The organism is Xanthomonas sp. NCPPB 2866, from assembly GCF_041475745.2.
GTDB lineage: Bacteria > Pseudomonadota > Gammaproteobacteria > Xanthomonadales > Xanthomonadaceae > Xanthomonas > Xanthomonas arboricola.
The window spans coordinates 4241198-4258492 of record NZ_CM192975.1 but is presented as its reverse complement, the minus strand read 5'-3'; the positions used below and the strand labels follow the sequence as shown (position 1 = coordinate 4258492).

General features: G+C 65.6%; 17 protein-coding genes, 1 tRNA gene and 2 pseudogenes. 8 read left to right on the top strand and 12 right to left on the bottom strand.

What is annotated here, in order from left to right:
• The first annotated feature begins 40 nt into the window (after positions 1 to 40).
• The gene (locus tag ACCQ04_RS18070; protein ID WP_184615234.1) at positions 41 to 1318 is read left to right on the top strand and encodes an O-antigen ligase family protein; all 1278 of its coding nucleotides are present in this window, start codon (positions 41 to 43) and stop codon (positions 1316 to 1318) included.
• A 122-nt stretch (positions 1319 to 1440) separates the two neighbouring features.
• Here the strand turns inward: ACCQ04_RS18070 and ACCQ04_RS18065 are convergent, their stop codons facing one another.
• Positions 1441 to 2265, bottom strand: coding sequence for a glycosyltransferase family 2 protein (locus ACCQ04_RS18065; protein WP_226427530.1), 825 nt, complete (start codon positions 2263 to 2265; stop codon positions 1441 to 1443).
• Between ACCQ04_RS18065 and ACCQ04_RS18060 the strand changes: the two genes are divergently transcribed.
• Positions 2266 to 3324: a CDP-glycerol glycerophosphotransferase family protein gene (locus tag ACCQ04_RS18060; RefSeq protein WP_184632661.1), complete on the top strand. Its 1059-nt coding sequence runs from the start codon at positions 2266 to 2268 to the stop codon at positions 3322 to 3324. It begins immediately after the preceding gene.
• 88 nt (positions 3325 to 3412) lie between these two features.
• On the opposite strand, the gene ACCQ04_RS18055 is transcribed toward ACCQ04_RS18060, so the two are convergent.
• From ACCQ04_RS18055 to ribA, 3 genes are all read right to left on the bottom strand, one after another.
• Positions 3413 to 4918 (bottom strand): PH domain-containing protein, encoded by a 1506-nt coding sequence (locus ACCQ04_RS18055; protein WP_226427529.1) that lies wholly within the window; start codon positions 4916 to 4918, stop codon positions 3413 to 3415.
• Positions 4915 to 5391 carry a PH domain-containing protein gene (locus ACCQ04_RS18050; RefSeq protein WP_024938517.1) on the bottom strand — a complete coding sequence of 159 codons (477 nt, stop codon included), beginning with the start codon at positions 5389 to 5391 and terminating at the stop codon, positions 4915 to 4917. Before ACCQ04_RS18050 ends, ACCQ04_RS18055 begins: the two co-directional genes overlap by 4 nt.
• A gap of 139 nt (positions 5392 to 5530) precedes the next feature.
• On the bottom strand, positions 5531 to 6664 hold the full coding sequence (gene ribA / locus ACCQ04_RS18045) for a GTP cyclohydrolase II RibA (protein ID WP_054591098.1): 1134 nt from the start codon (positions 6662 to 6664) through the stop codon (positions 5531 to 5533).
• A 244-nt stretch (positions 6665 to 6908) separates the two neighbouring features.
• On the opposite strand from ribA, the gene ACCQ04_RS18040 reads away from it, so the two are divergent.
• The gene (locus ACCQ04_RS18040; protein WP_226427528.1) at positions 6909 to 7430 is read left to right on the top strand and encodes a GNAT family N-acetyltransferase; all 522 of its coding nucleotides are present in this window, start codon (positions 6909 to 6911) and stop codon (positions 7428 to 7430) included.
• Positions 7431 to 7484: 54 nt separating this feature from the next.
• On the opposite strand, the gene ACCQ04_RS18035 is transcribed toward ACCQ04_RS18040, so the two are convergent.
• On the bottom strand, positions 7485 to 8501 hold the full coding sequence (locus ACCQ04_RS18035) for a lauroyl acyltransferase (protein ID WP_226427527.1): 1017 nt from the start codon (positions 8499 to 8501) through the stop codon (positions 7485 to 7487).
• On the opposite strand from ACCQ04_RS18035, the gene dtd reads away from it, so the two are divergent.
• From dtd to ACCQ04_RS18015, 4 genes and pseudogenes are all read left to right on the top strand, one after another.
• The gene (gene dtd / locus ACCQ04_RS18030; RefSeq protein ID WP_046344664.1) at positions 8500 to 8940 is read left to right on the top strand and encodes a D-aminoacyl-tRNA deacylase; all 441 of its coding nucleotides are present in this window, start codon (positions 8500 to 8502) and stop codon (positions 8938 to 8940) included. The two genes, ACCQ04_RS18035 and dtd, sit on opposite strands and share 2 nt — an antisense overlap.
• Positions 8941 to 9047: 107 nt before the next feature.
• A complete protein-coding gene (gene rpoD, locus ACCQ04_RS18025; RefSeq protein WP_016902493.1) occupies positions 9048 to 10922 on the top strand; it encodes an RNA polymerase sigma factor RpoD in 1875 nt (624 codons plus the stop codon).
• A gap of 186 nt (positions 10923 to 11108) precedes the next feature.
• Positions 11109 to 11422, top strand: a pseudogene (locus ACCQ04_RS18020) (hypothetical protein).
• Positions 11423 to 11705: 283 nt separating this feature from the next.
• Positions 11706 to 11781, top strand: a tRNA-Ile gene (locus ACCQ04_RS18015).
• Positions 11782 to 11912: 131 nt separating this feature from the next.
• Here the strand turns inward: ACCQ04_RS18015 and ACCQ04_RS18010 are convergent.
• Positions 11913 to 12191: a hypothetical protein gene (locus ACCQ04_RS18010; RefSeq protein ID WP_226427526.1), complete on the bottom strand. Its 279-nt coding sequence runs from the start codon at positions 12189 to 12191 to the stop codon at positions 11913 to 11915.
• On the bottom strand, positions 12188 to 12424 hold the full coding sequence (locus ACCQ04_RS18005) for a hypothetical protein (RefSeq protein WP_104568914.1): 237 nt from the start codon (positions 12422 to 12424) through the stop codon (positions 12188 to 12190). The genes ACCQ04_RS18010 and ACCQ04_RS18005 overlap by 4 nt, the downstream gene beginning before the upstream one ends.
• A gap of 573 nt (positions 12425 to 12997) precedes the next feature.
• Between ACCQ04_RS18005 and ACCQ04_RS18000 the strand changes: the two are divergent.
• Positions 12998 to 13461, top strand: a pseudogene (locus ACCQ04_RS18000) (DNA methyltransferase); the annotation flags it as partial.
• Between the two features lie 88 nt (positions 13462 to 13549).
• On the opposite strand, the gene ACCQ04_RS17995 reads toward ACCQ04_RS18000, so the two are convergent.
• The 5 genes from ACCQ04_RS17995 to ACCQ04_RS17975 form a co-directional block, all read right to left on the bottom strand.
• Positions 13550 to 14854 carry an arsenic transporter gene (locus ACCQ04_RS17995; protein WP_255618567.1) on the bottom strand — a complete coding sequence of 435 codons (1305 nt, stop codon included), beginning with the start codon at positions 14852 to 14854 and terminating at the stop codon, positions 13550 to 13552.
• A 17-nt stretch (positions 14855 to 14871) separates the two neighbouring features.
• Positions 14872 to 15579: an arsenical resistance protein ArsH gene (arsH, locus tag ACCQ04_RS17990; RefSeq protein ID WP_184379437.1), complete on the bottom strand. Its 708-nt coding sequence runs from the start codon at positions 15577 to 15579 to the stop codon at positions 14872 to 14874.
• 14 nt (positions 15580 to 15593) lie between these two features.
• A complete protein-coding gene (gene arsC, locus ACCQ04_RS17985) occupies positions 15594 to 16004 on the bottom strand; it encodes an arsenate reductase (glutaredoxin) (protein ID WP_080931373.1) in 411 nt (136 codons plus the stop codon).
• A gap of 60 nt (positions 16005 to 16064) precedes the next feature.
• Complete coding sequence (locus tag ACCQ04_RS17980) at positions 16065 to 16403, bottom strand: ArsR/SmtB family transcription factor (protein ID WP_081400636.1); 339 nt, start codon at positions 16401 to 16403, stop codon at positions 16065 to 16067.
• Positions 16404 to 16628: 225 nt separating this feature from the next.
• The gene (locus tag ACCQ04_RS17975; protein WP_166773092.1) at positions 16629 to 17240 is read right to left on the bottom strand and encodes a TetR/AcrR family transcriptional regulator; all 612 of its coding nucleotides are present in this window, start codon (positions 17238 to 17240) and stop codon (positions 16629 to 16631) included.
• Positions 17241 to 17295 lie beyond the last annotated feature (55 nt).

The window sequence follows — 17295 nt, the reverse complement described above, 5'->3', positions numbered from 1 at the left end:
GTGTCGCCCGATGTCACCCCCATTTGCCACCGATGTCTGAATGAATTCCTTGCCCACCCAGCCCGCTGCGCTTTCCTCGTCGGCCCCCATCGCGTCACCCGCAGGTGTGGGCATTGCCGAACTGGGCGTGTTCGCGTTGACCGCGCTGGTGGTCAGCATGCCGAGCGGGTTGCTGCCCTTCGGGCTGTGCCTGTTGCTTGGCTCGCTGGTGGGATGGCGCAGCCTGCGCGCAGGCGTTGCCATGCGCCCCTGGTCGCTGCGTGCGCTGGGGTGGTTGGCCGCGGCGGTGATCGCGATGTCGCTGTTGTCGATCGTGCTGTTCGAACACGGGCTGCGCGATGTCGACAACCGCTCGCGCTTTCTGGTGCTGCCGTGGGCGGCGGTGTGGGCGTACGCACTGCGGCCGCGCCAGGTCTGGCTATGGCGTGGCGCGCTGGCCGGCGTGTTCGCGGCAATGTTGATCGCCATGCTGCAGGTGATGAACGGTGCCGACCGCGCGGAAGGCTGGACCAATGCGATTGTGTTTGCCGATATCGCGCTGATGTTGCTGGTAGTGGCGGTGTTCTGCCGCCCGCCTGGCAAGGTGCGTTGGCTGGTGGGCGCAGCCATCGCTACGGTGGTGGTGATCGTGCTCAGCGGCAGCCGCGGGGTGTGGTTATCGCTGCTGGTGACCTTGGGCGTGCTGATCTGGGGCGCGCCCTGGCAGAGCGCACGCATGCGCTTGCTGACCTTCGTCGGCAGTGCGGTGCTGGCGGTAGGCGTGGTGCTCAGCGTGCCGGCGTTGACCCAGCAGATGCGCCTGGGCGAGTTGCAGAGCGACCTGCAGCGCTATGAGGTCGGCGACAGCGACTCGTCCGCCGGTGCCCGGATCGAGCGCCTGCATGTGGCCTGGGACACCTTGCGCGCGCATCCGCTCACCGGCATCGGCGTCGGGCGCTTCGACGATGCGATGCGCGAGCTGCCGGTGTGCGCCGGCGACACCTGGTTGCTGCGCTGCCATCTGGGCCATGCGCATAACGATCTGGCCGAGTGGGGCGCCACCCAGGGCGTACCGGGCCTGTTGCTGCTGTTTGCGGTCTACGGGGTGCCGTTGTGGATCTTCGTGCGGCTGCACCGCCGCAGCGGCCAGCGCCAGTTCCGCGGACCGGCCGCGGCCGGGGTGATGATCGTGGTGAGCTATGCGCTGTGCGGACTGACCCAGTCGATGTTTGCGCACCAGGTGTCGGCCAGCTTCTACACGGCGATGGTCGGTGTGCTGGTCGGGCTGGCAGCGCGTCAGGCGCAGGAGTTCCCGGCTCGAGCGGCCGACAAGGTCTAGCAAGCGGGCTTGCGGTGGCGATGGGTTATTCGCTCGTCACCGGAATTGATGTGGTGGACTGCCGGCTTCGAGCGCGTCTTGCGCCGACGTAGCGGCGAGCGCAGTCGTGTTGCTGACCGCTCTCAGTCGCCGCGCCGCTCGTCCGCACGCGGCGGGTCCTGCACCGGCTGGTTGTGCTGCAGCAGCCACAGCATGATGGTCTTCTGGCGCACGTAGTTGGCGCGCACGTAGGCATAGATCAACCCGTGCCAGCCATCGCGAAACCCGCCGCGCAGCAGGTAGCCGCGCCAGAAGCGCCAGGCCGGCGCCAGCACCAGCTTGCTCCAGGTCGCGCGCTTGCCGCGGGCGTGGTCGTGTTCGGCCATCATCTGCGCGTAGCGCTGGGTCTTGGCCAGTTGCTGCGCCAGCGAGCGGTACGGATAGTGGATCAGATCACCCGCCAGGGTCACCACTGCACCGTCGACACTGGCCGCCTCGTGGATCTCGCGCCTGCCGCGCCAGCCGCCGCGGCGTCGATCGAACAAGCGCAGCACCCGATCCGGATAGGCATTGCCATGGCGCAGGAACCGGCCGAAATAATCCGACAGCCGTGCGAAGCGATAGCCTGCGGCATTGGCAAAGCCGCCATCGCGCGCGGCAACGATCGACGCCCGCAAGGCATCGCTGACGCGTTCGTCGGCATCCAGGCACAGCACCCAGTCGTGGCTGGCCTGCGCAACGCAGAACGCCTTCTGGCTGCGGTAGCCATCGAAGGCGCGCTGCAGGACGCGTGCGCCGTGTGCGGTGGCCAGCGTCACGGTGGCGTCGGTGGAGCCGGAGTCCACCACCACGATCTCGTCGCAGAACGCCAGCGAGCGCAGGCAGTCGCGTAGGCGATCGGCCTCGTTGAACGCGATAATGCAGGCGCTGATGCGCGGCCGTTCATCGGGTGCGGTCGAAGAGGACATGTGATGGCTCAATACCTGCTGTTCGCAACGGAACGTTACGCGTTGCCTATTCTGGCGCCATTGGCGCAGGCATTACAGGCCCGCGGGCACGCCGTGTCGGCGTGGTTCGAGGGCGGTGCGCGCGGGCTGGTGTTGCCGGAGGTGCGCGAGGTCGGCCTGCGCGAGGCGCTGGCGTTGCGCCCGCGTGCGGTGTTCAGCGCGGCCAACTGGGTGCCGCCGTTCATTGCGGGCACCAAGGTGCAGCTATTCCATGGGTTCAATGTGCAGAAACGCGAAGACAACCGCGGGCACTTCCGCGTGCGCGGGCTGTTCGATCTTTATTGCACGCAAGGCCCGGCCACCACGGCGCCGTTTCGTGCACTCGCCGAGCGCGAAGGGCATTTTGCCGTGGTCGAAACCGGCTGGCCCAAGCTCGACCCGGTGTTCCGCGACGATGGCGGCCGCAGCGCTGCACTGCGCGCGCCCGCCAACGGGCGGCCGGTGATCCTGTTCGGCTCCACGTTTACCGAGCGCTTGAGCGCTGCGCCCGCGCTCTACGACGAGATCGCCGCCGATATCGCGCGCGGTGCGCATTACTGGCTGCTGACGCTGCATCCGAAGTGCGCGCCGGAGCTGTTCGATCGCTATCGCGCGCTGGCCGGGCCGCATGCCCGTTTTGTCGAACCCGAAGAAGTGATGGCCGCGCAGCGTGCGGCCGATGTGCTGGTGTCGGATACCTCGTCGATCGTGTCCGAGTTCGTGGTGCAGCACAAGCCGGTGGTGACCTTCCGCAACCGCGTGCCGCAGCCGCATATGCTGGACTTCCAGCAGCCCGGGCAATTGCCGCAGCAGCTGGCGCGCGCGCTGGCGCCTGATGCGTCGCTGCGCGATGCGCTCGCCCGTTATGCCGACGCGATCCACCCGTACCGCGACGGGCAGTCGTCGGAGCGGGTGATCGCAGCGACCGAGGACTTCATCGCCGGCAAGCTCGGCCCACTGCGGCGCAAGCCGCTGGGCGCAGTGTGGCGAGGCCTGCAGATCCGCCGCGAACTCGGATACTGGGGCCCGGCACAACGCTGATCGCTGCGAGTTGCGCATCGACGAGATACCGCTGCCAATCAGCACTTCACCCAATCCCGATTCCCGACTCCCCAATCCCGATTCCCAGTCACCAACGCAGCTTGCGTCGCGCCAACGCGGCACCCAACTGCGCCTGCAGCGCCTGCGCCTGCGCCAACGGCACGAAGCGCAGCCGCAACCCCGGGCCGGCCGCGCTGGCGCCGGCAGTGTCCAGCCACAGCGTTGCGGTGCCGGACAGACGGTCCAGCGGCGAGCGTTGCAGTTGCAGCGCCTGCAGCTTGTCCAGCTCGGCCAGCCGCCACCAGCGTTTCCACCAGCCACCGCGCACGGCGACAAACCGCGCATCCACCGCGTAGCCCATGCGGTGCACCTGGCGATGCGCCTTGAATGCGCTCCACGGCAACCACAGCAGCAACCACGCCGCCTGGTTGCCGAATTGCCAGGCCAGGCCGATCACCAGCGGCAGCAGCAACAGCAGCGTGGGCAGACTCAATCGCCACCAGCAATGCGTGGCGATCGCCTGCCACTGTGCCGGCGGCCAGGCAATCCCCGGCAGCAGGCGCTGCAACAAGGCATCGCAGCGCTGCGGGTCGGCAATCGGCGCAAGCTCCTTCAATGCGCTGCCTTCGCGGTCGGCGCTGCCGGCTACTGCAGTCTCCACCCGCAACTGGCGACGGCCGAACAGGCGATGCAGGCGGCTTTCGTACAGCGTCCACGACTGGATGCGCCGCAGCGCCACACTGCTGCGGATGCGCGTCAGCAGGCCGCGCTCCACGGTGAGGCGGCGCTCGGATTGGCTGAGATGAAAGCCGTGGTACTGCGCCACCGCCAGCGCCACCGATAGCGCGCGCATCGCGACCAATACGGCCAGGGCGCCCAGCACCACCAACGCGGCGGTCACTGCCGCCCCCGGATGGATCTGGCTGACGTAGCGGTAGGCCAGCTCGCCGTTGTGTTCGACGAAGTTGGACACGGTGCGGCGCGGAATCATCTGGTAGATCACGCCGAAGCTGGCAGCCACCACCACCATGCCGCGGTTGGAGATCAGCCCCAGCCGGATCACTTCGCCCAGCGGCAGGCGCAGTAGCGTGTTGCTGTCGGCCTCGATCTGCGGCGTGCTGGCATCGGCGTCATGCGTGCGGCGACGTATCAGGTCTTCCAGCGCCAGTGCTTGGTCCAGCCGCAGCACGCGCATTTCCGCTTCGGGCTTGTGGCCGCCGGCCGATTCCAGGCGCACCTCGGCCACGCCGGCCAGCCGGTGCAGCAGCGATTGATGCACCACCACGTTGTGGATGCGCGCGAACGGGATATCGCGCCGGCTGCGTTCCAGCAGCCCGCTGCGGATCGCCACGCCATCGGTGCCGATGCGGTAGCGATAGGTGAAATAGCGCAGCACCGAGATTGCCACCAGCACTGCCATTACCATGCCGGTGGCGATATGGTCGGCCGAGTCGCGGCTGCCATCGCGGCTGCCGAACAGCACCAGGGCCGCCAGCGGAATCAGGAACTGGCGGATCTGCTGCAACAACACGAACACCCACGACAGCGGATGCAGGCGCTGCTCGTCCTGGCCGGGGTGTTCGATGGCGCTCACAGCGCGTCGTCGTCGTGATCGAGCTGGCGGGCGAGGCGGTCGCGCAGGCGTTCGGCATCGCCCTGATCCAGGCCGGACAAGGCCACCGCGTTGAGCCGGCTGCCGGCGGTATGCACCACCAGCGTGGTCAGCCGGGTGGCGCGTTCGATCGGGCCGCGGCGCAGGTCCACGTGTTGCACGCGCGAAATCGGAATGCGCGTGTCGCTCTGCCACAGATGGCCGCGTTGCAGCGCCAGGCCGTGCTGGTCGAGTTTCCAGTGGGTGAGCCGATGCCGTTTGACCGCGAACCACGCACCCAGCAGCGCGGCCACCACGGTCACGCCCAGCACCACCGGCCAGTCATGCCAGGCGTGCAGCACGGCGACGGTTGCGCCGGCGGCGATCAGCCCGGCACATCCGCCGCCCAGCGCGCCGTTGACGCCGGCCACATACGCACCGCGTTGCGGTAGCGGTTGCCACTGGGTGTGGTCCACCGCCGGAGCCTGTGCCGGCGCGGCAGCGACGATGACCTCGGGGTGCGGCGGTGGAGCGTCGTGCACAAGGTTGGCCTGCAGGAGCGGTGCGCAAGCATAGCCGGGCGCCGCGGACGGGCGCATCCGGCGCAGGCGGTGCTTACTGCGCGGCCAGAATCAGCGCATCCACATCCAGCGCATGCCCGGCACGCGCGGCCTTGGTGCGCAGGTACTGCTCGTTCTCCGGAGTGATGTCGCCGGTCACCGGGATGCGGTCTTCGACCGCGATGCCGGCCGCACGCAGGCGCTCGGCCTTGGCGGGATTGTTGGTCAGCAGCCGGATCCGGCCGATGCCCAGACCGCGCAGCATCGCCACCGCACTGCCATAGCGGCGCTCGTCCGGGCCGAAGCCCAGTTGCGCGTCGGCATCGATGGTGTCCAGGCCGGCATGCTGGTAGCCGTACGCGCGCATCTTGGCGGCGATGCCGGTGCCGCGGCCTTCCTGATCCAGATACAGCAGCACGCCGCCGCCGAGTTCCTTCAGCTTGGCCAGGCCATGCCGCAGCTGGTCGCCGCAATCGCATTTGAGCGAACCGAACAGATCGCCGGTCAGGCAGGAGGAATGCACGCGCACCGGCACTGCCGCCGACAGGTCGGGCTGGCCGACCACGATCGCCACCTGGTCGCGCTGCGCCACTCCGCCACGAAACACCACGAACTCGCTCATCCCCAGTCCGCGCAACGGCACCGGCGTGCGGGTGACCAACTCGTAGCCGGCCGCGGCGGATTTGGCGCAGCCGCTGCCCAGATCGTCCAGTGCCAGCGACTGGCAACCGGCAAAGGCGGCGTGGTCATCCGCGCCGTGCAGTTCCACGGCCAGCATCGCCGGCAGCAGCAGGCCCAGCCGCGCGATTTCCACCGCGCCGGCATCCAGCGCATCGCCCGGGGTCCATTGCGTCGGTACCGGGGTGTCGCGCAGGTAGGCCAGGGCAGCGAGCTGGTCGTAGTCGTGTTCGACCAGCGCCACGCGTGCGCCCTGCGGCGCGCTCAGGCCCAGCACCTGGGCGCGGGTCGGGGTGACGAACAGATAGTGCCGCCCCTGTGCCGCACGCGCGAAGGCCGCGTACGACTGCGCGGTGCTGCTGTCCAGCGCCAGCACCGCGCGCGCCTGCCCGTTGGCCGCCGTCAGCAGCACCGGGCGGCCGGCGCGCAGCTCGGAGGCGGCGCGCTCGCAACGGATCGCGGCCGGATCACCGAAGGCCTGTGCGCTGGGGGAGGGGACGGGGCTGCTCATGCACGACTCCAGATGGGGATTGCCACGGCCGCTTCAAGGCGGACGCCGCCGCGGCCGTTGCCTGCCGCGTGCGGCCATTGTCGCGTGGTTCGCAAGCGCCAGTCGCCACGGCCGGGTGGAACGCTGCATCCAGCGCCCGCCGTTTGAGTTGCGCGGCAGGCGTGGATTGGTTGCATGCCGGCTGCGTTGTTCATCGCCCGGCAATGCCTTTTAATCCCAAGACCCTCTGCCCGCACCGGACCCCATGTCTCTCATAGATTGCAGCGAAGACCGCCACGCCAGCGCCATCCTGGAGATCTTCAACGACGCCATCGCCAACTCGACCGCGTTGTACGACTACAAGCCGCGGCCACTGGAGAGCATGGTCGGCTGGTTTGCGACCAAGCGCGCGGGCGGCTTTCCGGTGATCGGGGTGGAAGCTGCCGACGGCAGCCTGATGGGGTTCGCCAGCTACGGCACCTTCCGCGCCTGGCCGGCGTTCAAGTACAGCGTGGAGCATTCGATCTACGTGCACCGCGACCACCGCGGCAAGGGGCTCGGACGCCTGCTGTTGCAGGGCGTGATCGCGGCGGCGGAACAGCGCGGCGTGCATGTGCTGGTCGGCGGCATCGATGCCAGCAATCAGGCCAGCATCGCCCTGCACGAACAGTTCGGCTTCACCCATGCCGGCACCGTGCGCGAGGCCGGTTTCAAGTTCGGCCGTTGGCTGGACCTGGCGTTCTATCAGCGCATCCTCGCCACGCCGGCCGCTCCGCACGACGATTGAGCCGCTGCCGACGCCGCGCCATGCGCAGGCGGATCCGTCTTCAGCCAGCCGGCGTCAGTGCGGATGCCGCTCGGTCGCATACGGGTTGGGCTCGCCGCTGCCCGGCGGGCGCAGCGTGTAGCGCTTGTAGGTCCACTGGTATTGCGCCGGGTCGCGCCGGGCGATCTGTTCGATGCCCGCGTTGAGCGCGCTGGCGGCGCGCACCGGGTCGGCGTCGGCCACTGCCGGGTCGGCCGGCTGCACATGTAGCGCGAATTGCAGGTCGCCACCGGCACGTTCGCACCAGCCATACAGCACGATCGCGCCGGTGCGCTCGGCCAGTCGGTTGACCAGGGTCATGGTCAGGGCGGGGATGCCGAAGAACGGCGCAAACACGCCATCGCCCATTTTCGGCTGCTGGTCGGGCAGGATGCCGACCGCGCCACCGTCCTTGAGCACCTTGAACAACTGCCGCACCGCCGGGCCTTCGGCACGCACCTGGCGCACGTTGTCGCCGCCGCGTGCCAGTTGCAGGAAACCGTCCACCGCGTCCGATTCGGGCGGGCGATACACGATGGCGATCGGCCCGCGTTCGGACAGCCACTGGTTGAGCAGCTCCCAGTTGCCGAAGTGCGGCGCGGCCACGATGACACCACGCCCGGAAGCCAGTGCGGCATCGTAGAGCGCCTGGCCATTGCGTTGCAGCCGGGCCAGGTTCTCGGTCGGCGGGCGGGTCCAGGTGCGCAGCACTTCCAGCGTCTGCCGCGCGGTCGACCGCAGCACCTGCGCATGCAGCTGCGCGCGCTGGCCGGCATCCAGTTCCGGGTACGCCAGTTCCAGGTTGCGGCGTGCCACGCGCGCCTCGCGCGCATTGAGCTTGCGCCAGCTCCAGGCCAGCGCGTCGGCCACACGTTTGAGCAACGGCCACGGCAGGCGGCCCACGGTGGCGGCGGTAGCGTAGAGCAGGCGAGCGCGAACATCGGGTTTCATCCGCGCAATTCTAAACAGCGCGGCCGGCGATGACCCGCGCGTGACAGTGCCAACCGTGCTGGGCATGCTGCGCGGCACAGTTTGCTGCCGGAGAGTGCCCATGCTTGCGTTGATCCAACGTGTCACCCGCGCCGCCGTCACGGTCGATGCGCAGACCGTCGGGCAAATCGGTCCCGGGCTGCTGGCCCTGGTCGGGGTCGAGCCCGGCGACAGCGACGCGCAGATCCGGCGCCTGGCCGAGCGCCTGCTCGGCTACCGCGTGTTTGCCGACGACGCCGGCAAGATGAACCGCTCACTCACCGACACCGGCGGCGGCCTGCTGCTGGTCAGCCAGTTCACCCTGGCCGCAGACACCAGTTCCGGCAATCGCCCCGGCTTCAGCACGGCGGCGCCGCCGTTGGAGGCTGAACGGGCGTTCAATCAATTGGTGGCGATCTGCCGGCAAAAACATCGCGGCGGGGTGGAAACCGGGCGCTTTGGTGCCCATATGGTTGTCGACCTGGTCAACGATGGCCCGGTGACCTTCCTTCTCAGACCCTAGAAACCCACGTCCACCAGCGGTCCTGTCTTGAATCCGGCAGACCGGGCTTCACGCTGGTATAATGCTAGGTTCTCTTTCCAATCTCAAAGCCGGTGGCGCGAGCACTCATGGCCAACGAACGTCCTGCCCAGCAATCCGACATCAAGCTACTGATCAGCAAGGGCCTGGAACAGGGCTATCTGACCTACGCCGAAGTCAATGACCACCTGCCCGACGACTTGGTCGACCCGGAGCAGATCGAAGACATCATCAGCATGATCAACGGCATGGGCATCGATGTCCATGAAGTTGCCCCCGATGCTGAAACCCTGTTGCTCAACGATGGCAACACCGGCAACCGCGAGGTTGACGACACCGCAGCCGAAGAAGCTGCCGCCGCGCTGACCGCGCTCGACACCGAAGGTGGCCGCACCACCGACCCGGTGCGCATGTACATGCGCGAAATGGGCACGGTCGAGCTGCTGACCCGCGAAGGCGAAATCGCCATCGCCAAGCGTATCGAAGAAGGCCTGAGCCAGGTCCAGGCAGCGCTGGGCGTGTTCCCGCTGTCGACCGAAATGCTGCTGGCCGATTACGAAGCGCACAAGGAAGGCAAGAAGCGTCTGGCCGAGATCGTGGTCGGTTTCAACGACCTGATCGAAGAAGCCGACGCCGCCGCTGCTGCGCTGGCCGCCGCCGGCCCGGTCGCCGTGGACGAAGACGCGGTCGATGAAGACGACGACGAAGACGGCGATGACGACGCTGCCGAGGAAGAGGCCGGCCCGACCGGTCCGGACCCGGTGGAAGTGGCCACGCGCATGGAGAACCTGGCCAACGAATACGCCAAGTTCAAGAAGATCTATGCCAAGAACGGCGCCGAGCACAAGCTGGTGGTCAAGGCGCGCGAAGACATGGCCGCCATCTTCACCACGCTCAAGCTGCCGCTGCCGCTGACCGATGCGCTGGTCACCCAGCTGCGTGGCGTGGTCAACGGCATCAAGGATCACGAGCGCAAGGTGCTGCACCTGGCCACCACCGTGGCACGCATGCCGCGCAAGGATTTCATTCGTTCCTGGGAAGGCAACCAGACCAACCTGGAATGGGTGGAAGACGCACTCAAGCGCAAGCAGAAGTGGTCGTCGGCGCTGCGCGACGTCAAGGACCAGATCGTCTCCGAGCAGCAGGGCTCGATCGAGATGGAGAAGGCCAACTACCTGACCCTGGGCGAGATCAAGGAGATCAGCCGCGCGATGGCCTATGGCGAAGCCAAGGCACGCAAGGCCAAGAAGGAAATGGTCGAGGCCAACCTGCGCCTGGTCATCTCCATCGCCAAGAAGTACACCAACCGCGGCCTGCAGTTCCTCGACCTGATCCAGGAAGGCAACATCGGCCTGATGAAGGCCGTGGACAAGTTCGAATACCGCCGCGGTTACAAGTTCTCGACGTATGCGACGTGGTGGATCCGTCAGGCCATCACCCGTTCGATCGCCGATCAGGCGCGCACCATCCGTATTCCGGTGCACATGATCGAAACGATCAACAAGTTGAACCGCATTTCCCGCCAGATGCTCCAGCAGTTCGGCCGCGAGGCCACGCCGGAGGAGCTGGCCAAGGAAATGGACATGCCCGAGGACAAGATCCGCAAGGTGATGAAGATCGCCAAGGAGCCGATCTCGATGGAAACCCCGATCGGCGACGACGAGGATTCGCATCTGGGCGACTTCATCGAGGACACCAACGTGGAGTCTCCGATCGACAACACCACCAACATCAATCTCTCCGAGACGGTGCGGGACGTGTTGGCAGGACTGACCCCGCGCGAGGCCAAGGTGCTGCGGATGCGCTTCGGTATCGACATGAATACCGATCACACGCTGGAAGAAGTGGGCAAGCAGTTTGACGTCACCCGCGAGCGGATCCGTCAGATAGAGGCCAAGGCGTTGCGCAAACTGCGTCACCCGAGCCGTTCGGAACAGCTGCGCTCGTTCCTGGACATCGACTGATCCGGTAGCCGTATCGGTGCAGTGATCACACAACAGCCCCGCACATGCGGGGCTGTTGCGTTGTGGGGCATGCTGCGCGCTATGCTTGCCCGGGTGGACGTCGCCGAAGCACCGACGCGCCGGGGATGGCGCAGGCGACATTCACGCCCCGGCGACGAAGCCAGACAGCGGCGCAACATGAAGCCGATGTTTCTGCCTGACTCACGTGACGTTCTAGCCGTGGCTTCTAAGTTGATGGACGAATGGAACGAGGCCGTCGTATGAGCAGGCAAAGCCGCTTTGAAACCACCACATACCGCGAGCACGAGATTCGCGTACGCACCGAGCAGGCGTCCCCGGGTGCCAGGTGGACGTTGTGGGTCGACGTGTACGCACTGGGCGGCAAACGCCAGCCACGCATCGGTGGCCGGGAACAGGGATGGGAGACCTACCAGGAAGCCATCGCGCAGGGGTTCCGTGCAGGCCGGCAATTGGTCGATGCGCAGCTTGAGGTGGCTTAGTAGCCGGGATTGGGGATTCGGGATTGCTGAGGCGCTGATTGCTGAGGTGCTTGTAGCACCGGATCACCTACCGCGAATGGTGCGCAAGGCGCGGTCATCGCATACAAATTTAGAAGCCCGGCTCGCGCCGGGCTTTTTTTGTGGGCATGCACGGGCACAGGCGGGTGCGGGCGCTTCTCCTCATCGATGCCTGATGTCAGCAGACAGCGACGCGCGCGGACAGGTAAACTTTCGCCTCAGCTGGACGGTCCGACATGCCCCGCATCTCGCCACCCACCCCGCCGGGCCTATAGCTCAACGGTTAGAGCAGAGGACTCATAATCCTTTGGTTCCAGGTTCGAATCCTGGTGGGCCCACCAATAGAAAGCAGGCACTTGGACGCGCGGCCAAGTGCCTTTTTTGTGGCTCGGAAACTACCGGGACACGTCGTGTTCTTCTTCGCTGATCGCGTAGTCGGCGTCTTCTGGATAAGCGTTTGCGTGTGTGGTAATCATCGTGTCGCTCCGTTGCGGTGCGCTTGCTTGCGCAGCCAAGTAAGGACGTCAACTGCCGGGTCTTCATGCATACAGACATGCAGTCGGCCCAGTACGACGCTCTGCGTATCGCCGCCCGGCAAGACGTCATCAAGGCCGGTGGCTTCGCAGGCGATCAGGACCGGCGGCAGACCAGGCTGCGCGTGGGAATGCAACATGGCCAGCACATAGCCCTGCATCATTTCGAAGCTGAGGGTGACGCCGGTGCAGACGCGGAACTGTTTGCTAGTGCTCATCGCCGCACCTGCGCATCTAAGGCATCTAAGGCATCTAAGGCATCGACTGCAGCGATCGCTGCAGCAGCGTCGGCAAACGTGGAGGTGTGGAAGGCTTTGCGTGCACTTGCGAGGCGCGCTATCAGGCCCAGCCACGCTGCATTGCTGCATTCGAGAGTGTTGGCGATCATGCCCAAATGCTGGGGCATCTGACGCGCCGCAGACGCGGGCGCTCCTTGGGTGTTGTAGGACATACGGGTCTCCTCAGGTTTTGGAAATCCGTCACCCCGACGCCAATCCGGGTGGCGGACGGTACGCGGTTGGCGTGCCGGCCTGAGGACCGGTGGGCCTTGCGGCCCCCGCGCACCGCCCGCCATAAAGCTGGCCGGCATGCGCCCGCGACGATGCGGGCGATAAAAAAGCGCCATGCATCGATCGATGGGCGCTGGTGCGCCTCAGGTTACGGGACGCCAATCCCGGTCGCCGAATATGCGGCGACGCCCGAATACTCGCTCCAGCTCACGGCGCGTGTCAACGGAAAAATCCGCAACGCTATAGCAATAGTCTCGAGGCAACACACTTCATAGCGGTGGCGGTGCCGAAACGATTGGTCAGCGCCGCGATCCTTAAGGCGGTGTTGGCCGACATAGGCGTATGCCGGCGCGAATTGCGCCATCACTCCACGCAGCAACTTTTCAGTTCCAGTAGTGCCAGCCTGACCGAATTACGCCACGAGCAGCGGCGTAATCCCGTCCCACCGCAAGACCACGCAATGCTCAAGAACCTCCGTTGTGGCGAATGCGCCCGCCTGCTGTGCAAGGCCGGGGTGGATGCACCTGTGGCTGTCCGAGTGCGCGCGCGTGCTCAAGGATGGCGCGCCGGTGCTGCTGTTCACCGACGCGCTGTAGATCGCCGGCTTTGCCTGGCGCGACATCACTGTGTGGGACAAGACCGAAGGCGTGTGGCCGCAGTTGGGGCGCTGCTGGAACCAAGCCGAACACATCGTGTGGGGCAGCAAGGGCAACATGCCACTGGATCGCCGCGCGCCTGTGCTGCCGGGGGTCATCCGTGAATCGGTGCGCAAGGCTGACAAGCATCACCTGACCGGCAAACCCGCCGACTTGATGCGGCAGCCGGTCAAGATCTGCGAGACAGGCGGACGAATCCTGGATTCCTTCGCCGGCAGCGGCACGACACTGGTAGCGGCCGAGCTTGAGGGTACGGCTGGACCGGTGTGGAGATGACTAGCCACTATGTGGGCTATGCGTCCGAGCGGTTAGGCTCCCTGTAAAACTCACGGGAGCTGAGAATTCTCGGCCCCGATTTCGCTGCGCCATCATCAACCTGTTGCGCATCAGTCCAAGCAACCGCCCAGACCATCATTGCGATAGCGGCAGCCAGATCCAAAGCGCGACGAGGGTGGCCAAAAGAACGGGCGGCGTCAGTATCAGTCCCACCTTCATGTATTGGCCCCACGTGATTCGTTGGCCCTTTCCGGCTAGGACATGCAGCCATAGAAGCGTCGCGAGCGAGCCGATCGGGGTGAGCTTAGGACCCAAATCATTGCCCACGACGTTGGCATAGATCATCAATTCGCGGGTAGCATCGGGAACGTTGGCCCCATCGATCGCGAGCGCGCCCACCAGCGTTGCCGGCATGTTGTTCATGATCGAGGCGAGTCCCGCCACTGCGAAGCCGGTGCCGATCGTGGCCACAAAACTTCCCTGCGCCGCCAGCCACTCAAGGACCGCACTTGCCGCTTTAGTTAGCCAAGCATTGCCGAGTCCGTAGACCACCAGATACATGCCAACCGAAAACAGCACGATCTGCCAGGGCGCTTCGCGCAGGATCTTCGTCAGCTGCATCGTGGCGCCTCTGCCGCCCGTCGCCCAGCGGCCAGCAATTGCCATCAGCATCAGTGCGGCCGCGCCCGTCACCAGAGCGATGGGTACACCGAGCGGCCCGGTCACGAAATACGCCACAAGTAGCAACGCGAGAAGTGGCAAGGCAGCACGGAAGACCGCCGTGTCACGTATCGCCTCACGCGGCGCTTCGAGATCGCTGACCGGATACGTGCGAGGAATGTCGCGCCGGAACCAGAGCCACAGCACGATCAGTGTCGCTACGACCGACACTAGATTCACCGGCACCATGACCGTTGCATAGCGTCCGAATGACACGTCAAAGAAGTTCGCCGTGACGATGTTGACCAGATTCGAGACAACGAGCGGAAGGCTTGCCGTGTCAGCGATGAAACCACATGCCACCGTGAACGCGAGCGCGCCGGCAGGTGGGAAATTCAGGCGCAGCAAAATGGCGAGAACAATGGGCGTCAGCAAAAGTGCCGCGCCATCGTTAGCGAAAACCGCAGCGATCGTGGCGCCTAGCAGAACGATCAGTGGAAACAGTTTCCGACCATTGCCGCCGCCCCATCGAGCCACGTGCAGTGCTGCCCAGGCAAAGAAGCCGGCCGCGTCCAAGATGAGCGAGATGATGATGAGGGCGACGAAGGTAAAGGTCGCATCCCAGACGATCCCCCACACGGTGCCGACGTCGTTCCACCCGACGACGCCGGTAGCCAAAGCGACTGCTGCACCGGCGAGGGCCGACCAGCCGATGCCAATCCCGCGCGGTTGCCAGATGACGAAAACAAGGGTGACGATGAAAATCGCGAGGGCAAGCATGCAGCGCTCCGCAGTGGTCAGATGGAGCGCTGATTTACACGCTTGGACAATTCTTCGGCGTTTTCAACTCGCTCAGAATAGCGATCGGTCAGATACGCCGAGCGGCCACGCACAAGCCAGGTGAATTTGACCAGTTCCTCGCAAACGTCGACGACGCGTTGATAGTAGGCAGACGGCTTCATCCGCCCGGACTCATCGAACTCCTGAAACGCCTTGGCAACGGATGACTGGTTCGGGATCGTGAGCATGCGCATCCACCGGCCGAGCACGCGCAGCTGGTTCACAGCGTTGAAGCTTTGCGAACCGCCGCAAACCTGCATGACGGCCAGCGTCTTGCCCTGCGTCGGGCGCTTGGCGCCCTCGGTGAGAGGAATCCAGTCGATCTGCGCTTTCATGATCCCTGTCATCGCGCCATGGCGCTCCGGACTGACCCAAACCATACCCTCCGACCAGTAGGCGAGCTCGCGTAATTCACTCACCTTCGGGTGGTCTGGAGCCGCCCCGTCGGGCAGCGGCAGGTCGTGCGGATCGAAGATGCGTACGTCGCAGCCGTACCAGCGCAACAAGCGTCCAGTTTCCTCTGCCAGCAGCCGCGAATAGGAGCGCTCGCGCAACGAGCCGTACAGGATGAGGATGCGGGGCGGATGTCTGGGGTCGCCGGGCGTGGCCAGTGCGTTGACGTCGATTGGGGTGAGGTGTGTCGGATCGATGCCGGGTAGATCCATGGCAACGCCACCCATCACTTCGACGCTCCGCCTGTCGTCACCGCTTCGCCGTCTTCTTTCGTAAAGGACGCGACCGGGTGGGCCAGCAACGTGAGCACTTTCTCGGATGGCCGGCAGAGCGCCACGCCCCGATCGGAAACGACGATGGGACGATTGATAAGGATTGGGTGCGCGATCATCGCGTCCACCAGCTGTTCGTCAGTGAGGGCAGGATTGTCCAAGCCCAACTCCGCGTACGGGGTTCCCTTCTGGCGTAACAGATCGTGCGGCGCGATGCCCATGGCGGCAATTAGCTCGACCAGCTTCTCGCGCGTCGGGGGGGTGTGCAGATATTCGATGATTTCAGGGTCCTCGCCAGACTGGCGCATCATCTCCAAGACGTTCCGGGACGTGCCGCAGGCAGGGTTGTGATAGATCGTCAGCATCGCAATGATCTCCTTGAGCTGGGCCGTGTCAGGCCGACGGGCATTAAGGCTGAGGAAGGCTCAAACGCAGGTTTCCGGTGCGCAACGAGTCAGGGCCACACCACAGATCTCTGGGTTGCCCGAGCAGCAGTCCTCGGTGAGAAACGAGAGCAGCTGGCGCATGTCCTCGTAGCTCGCCGCATAAAGGACACGTCGCCCATCGCGCCAGGAGCGCAGCAGGCGAGCACGCTCCAGCGTTGCGAGGTGAAAGCTCATTCGTGTTGGTGGGATCGTAAGCCGCTCGGCAATCTCCCCTGACGGCATGCCGTCAGGGCCTGCGCGAACAAGCATTCGGAATGCGGCCAGTCGATCGGTGTGTGCGAGGGCAGAGAGGGCTGCGACAGCGGAATCGTCTTTCATTGCGCTACTCTACAAATATAGTTGCAAAGTGCAATAGTTGGCTCAGTTTGCGCCTGCACGGCGGAGGCCGGTGCCGCGCACCAACCGCCGTAGGACCAGTGCATCAGGGATTGGCCGGGGCCACCGGCTGTGGCTGGGGCTCCAGCACAGCACTTGCGGATACGCTTGAGCACACGCGCATCGACTTCCAGCCTTGCTCGGCGGCAAGGTCGAAGCGCTGCCTACCTAGCGCGCCTGGGCGTCCCAAAGCCCCATGAGCTGCGTGATCGCGGCATCCATCGCCTTGAAGCTCATGCCATCCCGGGCCAGCGTGGATAGCCCGAGCAGGAAACTGTCGAACACGCAGGTCAGTGCGGCGGCGTCCACGGCGGGCCCGAGTTCGCCGCCGGCGATGGCGCGGTCCACGCAGGCGCGGATGCCGGCGCGCGTGCGTGCGCGCGAGCGCGTCAGCGGTGTGCACAGTGCCGAGAGCTCCGGCGACGGCGCGCTCATCACTCCCAGCGTGACCATGCAGCCTTTCGGGTGGCCACGCTCGCACTGCATCTTGGCGGAGCGGCGCAGCGCAAGCTCCACCGCCTGCCTGGGGCCGAGCGCGGCGTCCCACAAGCAGTGGGTCACCTTGGCGTAGGTCGCCAGGTAGCGGTCCATGCATTCCTTGAAGAGCGCTTCCTTCGAGCCGAAGGCGGCATAGAAGCTGGGCGCGGTGATGCCGCCACCAATCGCGGCCTTGAGCTGGCTCAACGAGGTGGACTCGTAGCCCTGTTCCCAGAACAGGTGAAGCGCTTCTTCCACCGCGGCGTCACGGTCGAAGCTGCGTGGCCTTCCCATTTGCGCCATGGCGCCCTCCGATCTCTACATCAAGACTAATCGATACAGATGTCGTTGACAACGC

Bases quoted from the DNA above. Each gene is read 5' to 3' on its own strand.
- ACCQ04_RS18035 (WP_226427527.1), bottom strand. From the start codon at position 8,501: ATGGGCACTCTCCGGCAGCAAACTGTGCCGCGCAGCATGCCCAGCACG.
- ACCQ04_RS17995 (WP_255618567.1), bottom strand. From the start codon at position 14,854: ATGCTTGCCCTCGCGATTTTCATCGTCACCCTTGTTTTCGTCATCTGG.
- ribA (WP_054591098.1), bottom strand. From the start codon at position 6,664: ATGAGCAGCCCCGTCCCCTCCCCCAGCGCACAGGCCTTCGGTGATCCG.
- arsH (WP_184379437.1), bottom strand. From the start codon at position 15,579: ATGGATCTACCCGGCATCGATCCGACACACCTCACCCCAATCGACGTC.
- ACCQ04_RS18065 (WP_226427530.1), bottom strand. From the start codon at position 2,265: ATGTCCTCTTCGACCGCACCCGATGAACGGCCGCGCATCAGCGCCTGC.
- ACCQ04_RS17975 (WP_166773092.1), bottom strand. From the start codon at position 17,240: ATGGCGCAAATGGGAAGGCCACGCAGCTTCGACCGTGACGCCGCGGTG.
- dtd (WP_046344664.1), top strand. From the start codon at position 8,500: ATGCTTGCGTTGATCCAACGTGTCACCCGCGCCGCCGTCACGGTCGAT.
- arsC (WP_080931373.1), bottom strand. From the start codon at position 16,004: ATGCTGACGATCTATCACAACCCTGCCTGCGGCACGTCCCGGAACGTC.
- ACCQ04_RS18010 (WP_226427526.1), bottom strand. From the start codon at position 12,191: ATGAGCACTAGCAAACAGTTCCGCGTCTGCACCGGCGTCACCCTCAGC.
- ACCQ04_RS18005 (WP_104568914.1), bottom strand. From the start codon at position 12,424: ATGTCCTACAACACCCAAGGAGCGCCCGCGTCTGCGGCGCGTCAGATG.
- ACCQ04_RS18040 (WP_226427528.1), top strand. From the start codon at position 6,909: ATGTCTCTCATAGATTGCAGCGAAGACCGCCACGCCAGCGCCATCCTG.
- ACCQ04_RS18070 (WP_184615234.1), top strand. From the start codon at position 41: ATGAATTCCTTGCCCACCCAGCCCGCTGCGCTTTCCTCGTCGGCCCCC.
- rpoD (WP_016902493.1), top strand. From the start codon at position 9,048: ATGGCCAACGAACGTCCTGCCCAGCAATCCGACATCAAGCTACTGATC.
- ACCQ04_RS17980 (WP_081400636.1), bottom strand. From the start codon at position 16,403: ATGAAAGACGATTCCGCTGTCGCAGCCCTCTCTGCCCTCGCACACACC.